Origin of the sequence: Campylobacter sp. CCS1377, from assembly GCF_040008265.1 — a bacterium.
GTDB lineage: Bacteria > Campylobacterota > Campylobacteria > Campylobacterales > Campylobacteraceae > Campylobacter_D.
In genome coordinates this window covers 1,446,555-1,460,988 of sequence record NZ_CP155620.1, presented here as the reverse complement: position 1 = coordinate 1,460,988, position 14,434 = coordinate 1,446,555, and the positions used below count along the sequence as shown (strand labels likewise).

The following is a 14,434-nucleotide window of genomic DNA, read 5'->3' as shown; positions in this document are numbered from 1 at the left end:
TATTGTTGAAATTTGTGGTATTTTTATTTTAGTCTTTATACTTTTTAATACCATTTATTGGCGAAATTTTTTATTTTTATTGATGGTTAATGTTGTCTTTTTCATTCTCATCATTCCTTTTAAAATGTGGCATAATACTAATATTTATTTTTTCTTGTTGTATTTTTGTTTATCTTTGTTGATTTTAAGAATGTTTAAAAATTTCTTGGCATTTTTTAATACTTTGGCTTTTTGTGTTATTTGGCTTGTGCTTTTTAATGTCCATATTAGTTGATATTTTAAGCTTAATTTTGTAAAATCCTTGCTATGGAAAAAATCAAATATTATAAATTTATTATCATTTTACTTAGTCTTGATTTGTTGGCTTTGCTTTATGGAATTTCAACACTTAGCATTAGTTTTGATGAGGCGAAAATTTATTTTTATGAACATTCTTTACTTTCTTATCTTGCACATTTTGGGACTTTTATTTTTGGACAAAATGACTTTGGTTTGCGACTTCCTTTTTTATTTTTTCATGTTTTAAGTTGCATTTTGCTTTATCTTTTGGCCAAAAAATACACCAAAACCGACTTAGATGCTTTTTTATCTTTATTGGTTTTTATTTTATTACCCGGAACAGTTGCTAGTGCTTTATTGGTTAATGAAGCTTCTATTGTGATTTTTTTAAGTTTGGCCATACTTTATTGTTATGAATATAATAAAAAAACCCTTTGTTATATTCTTTTAATTTTGGCTTTATTTATGGATAAATCCTTTAGTATTTTGTTTTTAACTTTTTTCTTTTTCGCTCTTTATAAGAAAGAGCGGACTTTTTTCATTGTAAATTTGGTATTATTTGGTTTATCAATGAGTTTTTACGGTTTTGATACGGGCGGAAAACCTAAGGGATATTTTTTGGATACTTTGGGAATTTTTGCAGCTTGTTTTTCTCCTCTTGTTTTTATTTATTTTTTCTATGTGATTTATAGATCTTTGTTTAAGGGCGAAAAAAGCTTACTTTGGTTTTTAATGAGTGTGACTTTTGTTTTTTGTTCTTTATTATCAATGAGACAGAAGTTATATTTAGAAGATTTTTTACCCTTTTGTGTAATTTGCACGCCTTTACTCATCAAAACTTTAATGGCAAGTTATAGAGTGCGTTTGCCAAAATTCAGACTAAAGTATAAAGTTTTTATAGAATGCAGTATGATTTTTTTACTGTTTTGTTATTTGATTATCATTTTTAATCCTTTGCTTTATTATGTCATAAAGTCTAAAAATTCACATTTTGCAAATAATTATCATGAAGCCAAAGAGCTTGCGCAAAAATTAAAAGAAAAAGGGATTTTTCAAATTTCTACAAATGAAGAATTAGGACTTCGTCTAAAATTTTATGGGATTGAAAAAGGGGCAAAATTTGCTTTAAAGCAAAGCGGTAAAAAAAATACAAATTCTAAAGATCAAATCACCATACAACTTGGAAAATTCACTCAAATTTATAAAATTCAAAGTTTATAATTAATGAAACAAGCTTTTAGTGTATTAGAATTTGTTTTTGTTATGGTGATCGTGGGTTTTATTTTAGCTATAGCAAAATTTTTTTACACCAAAGATGATTTGTTAATGGGTGCAAATGCGATATTAAACGATATTCGTTATACAAGAACTTTGGCTTTAATACAAGAAAGCTTTAGAATTCCTAATACTTCATTAAGTGTTGCAAAAGATGAGTGGTTTAAGAGTCGTTGGCAAATTTATTTCATTCGTTCTAAAAGTGCTACAAATAATGAGCAAACTTATACGATTTTTCTTGATAAAAATGGTGATGGAAATGCCAATATTGGCAAGATAAATGAGAATATAGATAGAGAAATTGGCGTTGATATTTTAAATTCTAAAAAATTAATGAACTCAGGTCAGAGTGGGGTAATTAGCAAGGATGATGAAAGGGCAAGTAAGAGATTTAACATAGAGCAAAGCTATGGTATTGAAAGGGTTGAATTTAAAGGATCTTGCACTGGAAGTACTCGGATAATTTTTGATGAATTTGGAAGGCTTTATTCGCCTTTGCGTAGTGCTAAACGCGCTTATGATAAGACTCTTGCTTTAAAAAGCGATAATTGCATCATTAAACTAAGTAATAAAGCTCAAAAAAGTGTTTGCATAGTGATAGAAAACGCAAGTGGTTATGCTTATATTCCTAAATTTCAAAACACAAACACACAGTTGGTATTGTTAAAAAACAAGCAACAAGCTTGTTCTAAATTATGATTATTCATTAAAATGAAAATTAAATTCTTTTGTGCCATCTACTGAATTTGTAACATCTTCAAAACCTTCTTTAAGCATAATTTGAGATAGCTTATTTCCATCGTTTCCTCTGTAGCAATGAGTAACGATAGGTTTTTTACCATTTTGACTTGCTTTTTTAATATGATCTAAAATTTCAGGCGTCATTTTTGCCTCAGGGACATTGATGGCATTTTTAAAATGAGCTTTGACATAATCTTCTTTTAATCTTGCATCCAAAATGATTACCTCTCCTTTATCTGCTAATGCTTGCAGATCTTTGCCTTTAATATTTTTTTGTTTATATAAGGTATAGTTATATGTGTTAAGATCAGGTGCGACAATGATTTTTTTCTTGATATTTGCTTGGGTTAGAATGTTTGCTGCATTTTTAATATCTTTTATCTCATTGCTAATTAAGATTATATTTTCCTCTCTTGTTGTATTTAAAAAATCAAAATTTTGATTTAAAGAATTTAAAGGGATGTTAATTGCATGTTTTAAATGTCCTTTTTTATATTCTGTTATATCGCGTAAGTCAACAACAAGATAGTTTTCTTTTTCTTCTATACTTTCTTGTAAGCGATTAAGTTCTTCGCCCATTATGCTACCACTAATTTGAGAAAAGCCTAATTCTAAAAATATCAATAGACCTAAAATCACTTTTTTCATTATTAAAACTCCTTAAATTGAAAATTCCAAGCAAAATTTATCAAACAAAACTTTTAATCACTCTTTAAAATTTTATTTCAACTATAAATGCGCAAAAAATAATGTAAAATCAAAATAAAATGTTACCGAAAGTTACCATTCCCCCCCCCTGTATTTTTGGATGAAAGTGCTTCATTTCAAAGTGCTTTTTAAGTTTAAAATTAATAAACTTCAAATTAATTTTTTGTAATTAAAATATTTAAAATTAAAGGTTTGTTAATGAAAAAGAAATCGATAAAAAAGACTTGTTTGATATCTGCTATCACGGCAAGTATTTTAAGTCCTATTTATGCTTTTGAAATTGATGTAACAAGAGTAAATTCATCTGCTCAAGTAATGATGTCACAGGGGGGGGGGATGGAGCACTCATAATCCGCAAGATAATAACATAACCACAACAAATCCTTGCACGATAAATGATTGTATTTTAGATACAAGTAATATTACAGATGGAAAAATAGAGAATATTAATCTTACATACGAAGGAAATGGTGGAAGTATTGCTATTAATACTGACATTGTAGCTAAAATTGATGCTTATCATTATTATTTACAAGATTATAATTCTTTGCTTTGGAATAAAGGGAATTTATCAAAGATTATAGTAAGCAAAGGTGTTACCTATGAACATATTGCGGGTGATGGTAACGCAAATCCTTATACTATAGTAAATGGCACAAAAGAAGGTGGTGATGATAGTGTTAATAAAGCAGTTATTGATTTGATTCAAAATGATGGAACTATAAAATTAAGCTCTCATACTTTTTTAAAAAATCATGATGATGGTGTAATAAATTCATTTGTCAATAATGGAAAAATAGAGCATATAAGCAATGGTCATTCATATGCTTTAGATAATGATGGTGAAATTAAGGAGATAATAAACAATGGCGAAATTATTTATTCTAACAGTTTCAGTAGTGTTTCAATGATTCAAAACCAATATGGTCATATTGGTAAAATAATTAACAATGGCACACTTCAGACGGATGCACCTTTTACAAATTTTGGCAATATTGATTTTATTATCAATAATGGCACAATCAATGCTACGGGCACAAGCAATGAACTTGGATTTTTTTCTACTTTTATAAATGTATCCGGTGAGCCAATTGATAATTTTTTTAATAGCAAAGAAGGAAAGATTAATCTTAAAAATATGAATTTTATTTCATATTCTGGAAAGATGGAATCTTTCGTTAATGAAGGCCAAATTGATATAGATTACTCAGAAATCACATCAATTAATAACGGTTCTTCAACGGCTATATCTTTTAGTGGTGCAAAAGAATTTTACAATAATGGTTCTATTAATGTAGTGACATCTAAAAATATAGATAATGAATTTGGTGTTATTAATATTGATAGCATTGCCACATTTACTAATGATATTAACGGCATCATCTCCATCGACAAAGGTATAGCAGTGTATGCTAGCGACATCACCACCTTCACTAACTCAGGCATTATCTCTACAAATGAAGGCGAAGCAGTAAAAATAAAAAACATTGATACCTTCACCAACACAGGCACCATTAAATCAGACAATGGCTATGCAATCACTGTTGCAGCTGGAGCAAACATTGATAATCAAGGAGTATTGCAAGGCAGTATTGTGGCTTTACACTTACACGGTGATGGATCTTCAAGCACTACACCTTTTACAACAGAATTTAGCAACACAGGAGAATTAAAATTCAGTGCAGATAAAAATACAGGAGAAGGAGCTCATTTAGGTATAGCAAGTTATGGTACCCTAAATGTCAATAAATATAAACTAAGTATCACTCAAAGTGCTGAAGATTTTAATAATGCAAATAACAATAACTATAACATAGATAATAATAAATTAAATGATTTAGATAATACAGATAAACAATCTCACATCATAGTCCTAGGTCCTGATGCTGCAGGCGGACACCCTGATGCAGGCTGGAGTAGCATTAATTTTAAAGAAGGCAGTGTGTTTTTAGATATGGACTCCATGATTAAACAAGAAAGTTCTTTTAGACTTAATACTGTATATGATAGTAATTCTTTAGTCTTAGCCAATCAAAAAGATAACACCACAAATAACTTTGGAAAACTAGAAGCCGTAGGCGGAGAAGTGAATAATGGCAAAGGAATAGGCAGTGTGGATTTTATCTATCTTGATAATAATATCTATAAAGCAGAATATATCAAAGGAGATAATACAGCAAGCGCAGACTTAGAAAGTGATTATAATGCTAAATTTAAAATCACAGCCGATACTTTAAATTCTAAAAGCTATGTTGCAGCTCAAGCTAGCACCTTAAGTCATATCAGAAGAAATTATATGATAGCTAATGTCATAGATGAAGAGATAAAGAATTTCAATCAAGATTATAAAAGTTTCATAAAAACTTATTATGTAGATGATAATTATGATTTAGCAAATAACAATGGCTCTTTAAAGGGTGATGGCTATGGTTTAATCCTTGGTTTAAATAAAAGAATAACAGAAGATAAAATCCTAGGTTTTTATATGGGTTATGAAGATTTGTCTTTGGATAATACAATGAATCGCTTAAATATAAAAGATAAAGCCTTTTATGGTGGAGTGAATTATTATTTATCTTTAATGCAAGGAGAAGATGGAGATTTGTTTGCTAAAACACAAGCAAGACTTTCTTATACAGATTCAAAAATGCAAAGAACTTTAATCAGCTCGCAAGATAATAGCAATTATGACACTTTAAGCTATGGTGTGGCTTTTAGTTTAGGTTATGAGAAAAAAATTAATAATTTTATCCTTACTCCAAAAATGAGTTTAGCTTATGATAGATTAAATATTGATTCTTTCACCCTAGGTAATGAAAGGTATTCTAAAAACAATATCAATCTTTATACACTATCTCCTGCTCTTGAAGCCAGATATGACTTTAATGATAAAATGTATATTGCTGCAAATTTAGGAGTCAATATTAATTTAGATGATACTTATAATTCTGATTTTATGATTGAAAACATAAGATATAGCGATAGCTATGTTTTAGATGATTTTTATTATTTTAACAAGATTGATTTGGGTCTTAGACTTAGCAATAATACCGATATAGCTTTAGGCTATAATGGCATTTATTCAAATAGACTCACCTCTCATTCTGCTATGTTTAATATGAGATGGTGGTTTTAAATAGAAAAATGATAAAACACTCCTTATTTTAAGGAGTGTTTGTAATTCATTTGTGTTTAATGCTTAAATGGTTTTATGGGAAAATATTGTTTTTACTCCACTAAAATTGGATTTTATTTTCAAATATCTTTTTATAATCTTTCTTGCTTTTGCTTTTGAATTTTTCGCTTCAATCTACTGTTTTTCATCATTATTTTCTTTTTTTTAAATAATCAACCTTCTTCAAATCATTGTTTGCATTTTTTTAAATTTTCTTCATTTCAATTTCCATCTTTCAAAAATTCAAATCATTTCTTTATTTAAAACCCTTCCAAATTCTTATTTTATTTTTATATATTTTAATAATAATTTAAGCAAAACTAGCTATACTTTCATTTCCTTTTCTAAAAAAGGACCTAAACAAAGTAATTAAAAGCCTTTTTACTTTTATTTATGTTGAGTTTTTGTATTGTTCTTTAAAATTAATATTGTTGTTTCAAATCTTATAGTCAATCTTTGAAATCTAAATAAGTGATCGATTGAGCCAGAAAGATTTATTTTAAATCTTAATCAATTATAAAACTTTTTCTTTGAAGAAAAAGATTAAACTATCTATAAGAGCGATAAGGTTTATCTCTTTAATAATAATCTAATATCTATTTATTAGGTTTGGCAGGGTAAGCCTTTAGCTTGCTTCTTAGTTAAGGCTTTGCCTTAACGCTAAAGAATGTTTATTATGGAGAGTTTGATCCTGGCTCAGAGTGAACGCTGGCGGCGTGCCTAATACATGCAAGTCGAACGATGAAGCTTTTAGCTTGCTAGAAGTGGATTAGTGGCGCACGGGTGAGTAAGGTATAGTTAATCTGCCCTACACAAGAGGACAACAGTTGGAAACGACTGCTAATACTCTATACTCCTGCTTAACACAAGTTGAGTAGGGAAAGTTTTTTCGGTGTAGGATGAGACTATATAGTATCAGCTAGTTGGTGAGGTAATGGCTCACCAAGGCTATGACGCTTAACTGGTCTGAGAGGATGATCAGTCACACTGGAACTGAGACACGGTCCAGACTCCTACGGGAGGCAGCAGTAGGGAATATTGCGCAATGGGCGAAAGCCTGACGCAGCAACGCCGCGTGGAGGATGACACTTTTCGGAGCGTAAACTCCTTTTCTTAGGGAAGAATTCTGACGGTACCTAAGGAATAAGCACCGGCTAACTCCGTGCCAGCAGCCGCGGTAATACGGAGGGTGCAAGCGTTACTCGGAATCACTGGGCGTAAAGGGCGCGTAGGCGGATTATCAAGTCTCTTGTGAAATCTAATGGCTTAACCATTAAACTGCTTGGGAAACTGATAGTCTAGAGTGAGGGAGAGGCAGATGGAATTGGTGGTGTAGGGGTAAAATCCGTAGATATCACCAAGAATACCCATTGCGAAGGCGATCTGCTGGAACTCAACTGACGCTAAGGCGCGAAAGCGTGGGGAGCAAACAGGATTAGATACCCTGGTAGTCCACGCCCTAAACGATGTACACTAGTTGTTGGGGTGCTAGTCATCTCAGTAATGCAGCTAACGCATTAAGTGTACCGCCTGGGGAGTACGGTCGCAAGATTAAAACTCAAAGGAATAGACGGGGACCCGCACAAGCGGTGGAGCATGTGGTTTAATTCGAAGATACGCGAAGAACCTTACCTGGGCTTGATATCCTAAGAACCTTATAGAGATATGAGGGTGCTAGCTTGCTAGAACTTAGAGACAGGTGCTGCACGGCTGTCGTCAGCTCGTGTCGTGAGATGTTGGGTTAAGTCCCGCAACGAGCGCAACCCACGTATTTAGTTGCTAACGGTTCGGCCGAGCACTCTAAATAGACTGCCTTCGTAAGGAGGAGGAAGGTGTGGACGACGTCAAGTCATCATGGCCCTTATGCCCAGGGCGACACACGTGCTACAATGGCATATACAATGAGACGCAATACCGCGAGGTGGAGCAAATCTATAAAATATGTCCCAGTTCGGATTGTTCTCTGCAACTCGAGAGCATGAAGCCGGAATCGCTAGTAATCGTAGATCAGCCATGCTACGGTGAATACGTTCCCGGGTCTTGTACTCACCGCCCGTCACACCATGGGAGTTGATTTCACTCGAAGCCGGAATACTAAACTAGTTACCGTCCACAGTGGAATCAGCGACTGGGGTGAAGTCGTAACAAGGTAACCGTAGGAGAACCTGCGGTTGGATCACCTCCTTTCTAGAGTACAAAGTAATAAGTCTCACAACTATTACTTCAATATAGACTCAATCATCCTTGTTTAGATTTCAAAGATTGATGAAAAAGCTAATTGTTTATGGGGAATTAGCTCAGCTGGGAGAGCGCCTGCTTTGCACGCAGGAGGTCAGCGGTTCGATCCCGCTATTCTCCACCATAAAAGGGCCTATAGCTCAGCTGGTTAGAGTGCACCCCTGATAAGGGTGAGGTCACAAGTTCAAGTCTTGTTAGGCCCACCATAGTAATCAATCTTAGAAGAATGAATAAGATTTGAAGTAAAGCTTTAAAATCTAAAGTAAGTATATGATTTATTTTATATACTTCCTTTAGGTTTTAAGCCTAAAAGTTCTTTATAATTATTATTGTTAAGAGTCACAAGCAAGTTTTAATAAAAACAATTTTACAGGACTTGTTAAAGGATGAAACTCAACTATCTTTTCTTTAGTAATAAAACTAGAGACAAGTTTCAAACTCACAGCTTATTTAGATATTAATTATATTAGTATTTATAAGTGTTTGAATGCTTTCCGTCTTAAGATAGCAAAGTCTTATCATAAAAACTTTAACAAGGAAGTGATGCGTTTTAGAATCAATAAAAAGGTAAAAAAGGTAAGCTACTAAGAGCGAATGGTGGATGCCTTGACTGGTAAAGGCGATGAAGGACGTACTAGACTGCGATAAGCTACGGGGAGCTGTCAAGAAGCTTTGATCCGTAGATTTCCGAATGGGGCAACCCAATGTATAGAGATATACATTACCTAATAAGGAGCGAACGAGGGGAATTGAAACATCTTAGTACCCTCAGGAAAAGAAATCAATAGAGATTGCGTCAGTAGCGGCGAGCGAAAGCGCAAGAGGGCAAACCCAGTGCTTGCACTGGGGGTTGTAGGACTGCAATGTGCAAGAGGTGAGTTTAGCAGAACATTCTGGAAAGTATAGCCATAGAGGGTGATAGTCCCGTATGCGAAAAACAAACCTTAGCTAGCAGTATCCTGAGTAGGGCGGGACACGAGAAATCCTGTCTGAAGCTGGGTCGACCACGATCCAACCCTAAATACTAATACCAGATCGATAGTGCACAAGTACCGTGAGGGAAAGGTGAAAAGAACTGAGGTGATCAGAGTGAAATAGAACCTGAAACCATTTGCTTACAATCATTCAGAGCCCTATGTAGCAATACAGGGTGATGGACTGCCTTTTGCATAATGAGCCTGCGAGTTGTGGTGTCTGGCGAGGTTAAGCACACGCGAAGCCGTAGCGAAAGCGAGTCTGAATAGGGCGCTTAGTCAGATGCTGCAGACCCGAAACGAAGTGATCTATCCATGAGCAAGTTGAAGCTAGTGTAAGAACTAGTGGAGGACTGAACCCATAGGCGTTGAAAAGCCCCGGGATGACTTGTGGATAGGGGTGAAAGGCCAATCAAACTTCGTGATAGCTGGTTCTCTCCGAAATATATTTAGGTATAGCGTTGTGTCGTAATATAAGGGGGTAGAGCACTGAATGGGCTAGGGCATACACCAATGTACCAAACCCTATCAAACTCCGAATACCTTATATGTAATCACAGCAGTCAGGCGGCGAGTGATAAAATCCGTCGTCAAGAGGGAAACAACCCAGACTACCAGCTAAGGTCCCTAAATCTTACTTAAGTGGAAAACGATGTGAAGTTACTTAAACAACCAGGAGGTTGGCTTAGAAGCAGCCATCCTTTAAAGAAAGCGTAATAGCTCACTGGTCTAGTGATTTTGCGCGGAAAATATAACGGGGCTAAAGTAAGTACCGAAGCTGTAGGCTTGACTTTGTCAAGCGGTAGGAGAGCGTTCTATTTGCGTCGAAGGTATACCGGTAAGGAGTGCTGGAGCGAATAGAAGTGAGCATGCAGGCATGAGTAGCGATAATTAATGTGAGAATCATTAACGCCGTAAACCCAAGGTTTCCTACGCGATGCTCGTCATCGTAGGGTTAGTCGGGTCCTAAGTCGAGTCCGAAAGGGGTAGACGATGGCAAATTGGTTAATATTCCAATACCAACATTAGTGTGCGATGGAAGGACGCTTAGGGCTAAGCATTGCTAGCGGATGGAAGTGCTAGTCGAAAGTTGTAGGTGCTTATACAGGAAAATCCGTGTAAGAATACACCGAGAACCTATAGGCTTTTTGAAGTCTTCGGATGGATAAGAGTAATGCTGATGCCGTCGAGCCAAGAAAAGTTTCTAAGTTTAGCTAATGTTGCCCGTACCGTAAACCGACACAGGTGGGTGGGATGAGTATTCTAAGGCGCGTGGAAGAACTCTCTTTAAGGAACTCTGCAAAATAGCACCGTATCTTCGGTATAAGGTGTGGTTCGCTTCGTATTAGGATTTACTCCGAAAGCGAAGAAACTTACAACAAAGAGTCCCTCCCGACTGTTTACCAAAAACACAGCACTCTGCTAACTCGTAAGAGGATGTATAGGGTGTGACGCCTGCCCGGTGCTCGAAGGTTAATTGATGGGGTTAGCATTAGCGAAGCTCTTGATCGAAGCCCGAGTAAACGGCGGCCGTAACTATAACGGTCCTAAGGTAGCGAAATTCCTTGTCGGTTAAATACCGACCTGCATGAATGGCGTAACGAGATGGGAGCTGTCTCAAAGAGGGATCCAGTGAAATTGTAGTGGAGGTGAAAATTCCTCCTACCCGCGGCAAGACGGAAAGACCCCGTGGACCTTTACTACAGCTTGACACTGCTATCTGGATAAGAATGTGCAGGATAGGTGGGAGGCTTTGAGTATATGACGCCAGTTGTATATGAGCCATTGTTGAGATACCACTCTTTCTTATTTGGGTAGCTAACCAGCTTGAGTTATCCTCAAGTGGGACAATGTCTGGTGGGTAGTTTGACTGGGGCGGTCGCCTCCCAAATAATAACGGAGGCTTACAAAGGTTGGCTCAGAACGGTTGGAAATCGTTCGTAGAGTATAAAGGTATAAGCCAGCTTAACTGCAAGACATACAAGTCAAGCAGAGACGAAAGTCGGTCTTAGTGATCCGGTGGTTCTGTGTGGAAGGGCCATCGCTCAAAGGATAAAAGGTACCCCGGGGATAACAGGCTGATCTCCCCCAAGAGCTCACATCGACGGGGAGGTTTGGCACCTCGATGTCGGCTCATCGCATCCTGGGGCTGGAGCAGGTCCCAAGGGTATGGCTGTTCGCCATTTAAAGCGGTACGCGAGCTGGGTTCAGAACGTCGTGAGACAGTTCGGTCCCTATCTGCCGTGGGCGTAAGAAGATTGAAGAGATTTGACCCTAGTACGAGAGGACCGGGTTGAACAAACCACTGGTGTAGCTGTTGTTCTGCCAAGAGCATCGCAGCGTAGCTAAGTTTGGAAAGGATAAACGCTGAAAGCATCTAAGCGTGAAGCCAACTCTAAGATGAATCTTCTCTAAGCTCTCTAGAAGACTACTAGTTTGATAGGCTGGGTGTGTAATGGATGAAAGTCCTTTAGCTGACCAGTACTAATAGAGCGTTTGGCTTATCTTTAATAAAGCATCACTTCCTTGTTAAGGTTTTTAGTAAAGCTTTGAATAACAATAATCATTCAAAGTGATATGGAAATCTTGCAAGTAGGGTTTATATTAGAACTTGCTCTTAACATTGTTTTTTAAGTATTCTAAGACTAAAGGCTTATCGAGAAGAAAGATAAGATTTAAAAAGTAAAAGAAGAAAGAATAAACAAGATAAATAAAAAAATAAAAGCTTTATTCTTAAGTTAAATCCTTCAAAGAATATTTAAATAACAATGTCCGTGATTATACAGATGTGGAAACGCCTTGCTCCATCCCGAACCAAGAAGCTAAGCACATCGTGGGTGATGATACTACGCCTTACTGGCAGGGGGAAAGTAGCTCATTGCGGACTTGTTAATTCTTGTATAATTTATTTTATACTTCAAAGCTTCTTTTTTATCTGATTTATGTTATATCTTTATACTTATTATAGTTTTATTTAGTTTTTAACCAGTATATTTCTTTATGACTTGTAATATTTTAAACTTCTAATAATATTTTTCAAAACTTATTTTTATTTTATTATTCTTGAGCTTATTTTTTTAAATTTGTTTTTAGCTGCTTTTATTTTATAGTTTATTATTTATGCTGATTATTGTTTAATTAATGGTTTTTTATTATTGGTTATGAGATGCAATAGGTGTTGGCATACCTTTGGATTAGAAAGAGTTATTTTAGTATGATGCAATTGTTTGGATTTTAAAATTAAACAAATGGGGTTAAATTTTAGCATGGGTGTTTTTATTTTATTATCCTTAATGAATAATTCTTATTTGTTTGTTTGGGTTTTTAATTATTTAATTGTTGATTTAATTTTATATCTTTTATATCTTTTATTTTTATAGATTTATTGTTTAGATTATTTTTATTTATTAGAATGATTATTGTTTTTAGGTTTGTTGATTGTAGCATTTTAGATTTATTTGTAACATTGCTTTATTTTTGGGTTTAATGTAGTCTTTAAAATCACTTATTACTTATACTCGTTTATTTTTTTATCAATCAATTACAAAACAATATTTCTTGGTTTTTAGTGTTGTTTGTTTTTAGGTTTATTGGGTGTAAAAAATTTTAGAAAGATTAAATATTTTTTATGATGTTTAAAGTGTTTGGAAGATATGAAGTGAGTTTTTAATAAATTATATTGCAAAATGCTACATTATTAAAATAAAAATGATTAATAAAAATCACCAAAGTCATTATCTTTTGCTTTATTTACTTTCATCTTTTTAAGTGCTTGTTTTTTTTAAAGGAAAAGAAACCAGTGAGTTAGAAAACCTTGCAAGTAATTATGGTAGAATTTATTCTTTGATAAGGCAATAAGAGAAGAGATATTGAAAAAAGAAAAGAGAAGAATTTCATAGTAAATATTTGCGTAGCGAAATCAAAGTAGGAAATGAAACTTATTTTGTGGATTTTACCTACTTAAAAAACAAATTCCCTCAAGTCCTTTCCAATGGTTGTAAATATTATCGTGATGAGTGCATAAATAGCTATAAAATAGGCTAGAAGTTAATTTTAACTTCAAAGATAAACCTAAATTTGCATATTATGAAGATCAATTTAAAGTATATATGAGTGAAGAAACTTATAAAAAATTAAGACCTTATTTAGGTATGACAACTTATTATGTATGTAAAGGTAAAAATATCCTATAGTTTTTATATCATGATAGATTATAAAGTAAAAAATTATGGATTGTTTAGAGATGAAGGAAGAGAATTTAGCTTTACAAATACAAGCTATAGTTCTGCTGCCGACGGATCTTTTCATTGTTTTATTAATGGCAAATTTGTAAAAAGTGATGAAGAGTATAAAGGGGAAAGGTATTAATGAATGCTAAAGAACTTATCACTCAAATCAAAGACTATACTGATATATCCGATGTTAGCACATTTAATTGATGAGAATTTAATTCTTTCATAAAGGAGTAAATTTGCAAATTCCTATTTATTCTAAATTAAAAACAAAGCTAGAAAGTAAAGGAATAGACAATATATCAAGTGGGCAAATTGCTTGGTTTGTATGTAGTTTGATTCTTACTTTTACAATTTTTCTTATTTTCTATTTTAAAGCAATTATTGAAGATGGTGATAATTTATTTTTGACAATATTTAATTTGATTCACCCAAATGTCCTTATTCTCATCATATACTTTTGCATTCCTTTTAATCTATTATATATTTACAATGCTATTCCTTTGGTTTTGTCTAGTGTAATTATGTTTTTAATAGTTATGTATTCTAGTATAGATTTTTTTATTATTAATTGTTGTGGAGTAGGCATATTGTTTTTGTTGGCTATTTTTAAAAGAAAGCTTATGTTTAGCGTTTTATTATTTATAATGGGTTATATTTGTTCATATCTCTTGCTTCATGCAATTGGAACTTATCATTAGGATTTTATAAATGAAACATTATGTAACGATTTATATTGATAAATTATTTTTAATATAAACAACTGAGTACTTATTTTGATTTCACCCACGCCTTTTTAAGACTTACCAAAG

Annotated in this window: 7 protein-coding genes, 2 tRNA genes and 3 rRNA genes; 11 read left to right on the top strand and 1 reads right to left on the bottom strand. The window is 33.9% G+C overall.

What is annotated here, in order from left to right:
• Window positions 1-306 precede the first annotated feature (306 nt).
• Both AAH949_RS07280 and AAH949_RS07275 read left to right on the top strand, forming a co-directional pair.
• Window positions 307-1,500: a glycosyltransferase family 39 protein gene (locus AAH949_RS07280; RefSeq protein WP_134239263.1), complete on the top strand. Its 1,194-nt coding sequence runs from the start codon at window positions 307-309 to the stop codon at window positions 1,498-1,500.
• A 3-nt stretch (window positions 1,501-1,503) separates the two neighbouring features.
• On the top strand, window positions 1,504-2,253 hold the full coding sequence (locus AAH949_RS07275; protein ID WP_348518356.1) for a prepilin-type cleavage/methylation domain-containing protein: 750 nt from the start codon (window positions 1,504-1,506) through the stop codon (window positions 2,251-2,253).
• Here the strand turns inward: AAH949_RS07275 and AAH949_RS07270 are convergent, their stop codons facing one another.
• The gene (locus tag AAH949_RS07270; protein WP_134239259.1) at window positions 2,254-2,943 is read right to left on the bottom strand and encodes a rhodanese-like domain-containing protein; all 690 of its coding nucleotides are present in this window, start codon (window positions 2,941-2,943) and stop codon (window positions 2,254-2,256) included.
• Between the two features lie 258 nt (window positions 2,944-3,201).
• Between AAH949_RS07270 and AAH949_RS07265 the strand changes: the two genes are divergently transcribed.
• The 9 genes from AAH949_RS07265 (at window position 3,202) to AAH949_RS07225 (ending at window position 14,323) form a co-directional block, all read left to right on the top strand.
• Window positions 3,202-3,354 carry a hypothetical protein gene (locus tag AAH949_RS07265; protein ID WP_166739673.1) on the top strand — a complete coding sequence of 51 codons (153 nt, stop codon included), beginning with the start codon at window positions 3,202-3,204 and terminating at the stop codon, window positions 3,352-3,354.
• A gap of 196 nt (window positions 3,355-3,550) precedes the next feature.
• Window positions 3,551-6,139, top strand: a complete 2,589-nt coding sequence (locus AAH949_RS07260) for an autotransporter outer membrane beta-barrel domain-containing protein (RefSeq protein ID WP_348518355.1) — start codon at window positions 3,551-3,553, stop codon at window positions 6,137-6,139.
• A gap of 712 nt (window positions 6,140-6,851) precedes the next feature.
• A 16S ribosomal RNA gene (locus tag AAH949_RS07255) occupies window positions 6,852-8,365 on the top strand.
• Window positions 8,366-8,464: 99 nt separating this feature from the next.
• Window positions 8,465-8,540 (top strand) — tRNA-Ala (locus AAH949_RS07250).
• Window positions 8,541-8,545: 5 nt separating this feature from the next.
• Window positions 8,546-8,622: transfer RNA gene (locus tag AAH949_RS07245), tRNA-Ile, on the top strand.
• A 368-nt stretch (window positions 8,623-8,990) separates the two neighbouring features.
• Window positions 8,991-11,899: ribosomal RNA gene (locus AAH949_RS07240) — 23S ribosomal RNA — on the top strand.
• Between the two features lie 261 nt (window positions 11,900-12,160).
• Window positions 12,161-12,277, top strand: a 5S ribosomal RNA gene (gene rrf / locus AAH949_RS07235).
• Together the 16S, 23S and 5S rRNA genes with 2 tRNA genes alongside form the textbook arrangement of a ribosomal RNA operon.
• Before the next feature lie 1,316 nt (window positions 12,278-13,593).
• On the top strand, window positions 13,594-13,758 hold the full coding sequence (locus AAH949_RS07230; protein WP_348518354.1) for a hypothetical protein: 165 nt from the start codon (window positions 13,594-13,596) through the stop codon (window positions 13,756-13,758).
• A 103-nt stretch (window positions 13,759-13,861) separates the two neighbouring features.
• Window positions 13,862-14,323, top strand: coding sequence for a hypothetical protein (locus AAH949_RS07225; RefSeq protein WP_348518353.1), 462 nt, complete (start codon window positions 13,862-13,864; stop codon window positions 14,321-14,323).
• The last annotated feature ends 111 nt before the right edge of the window (window positions 14,324-14,434 follow it).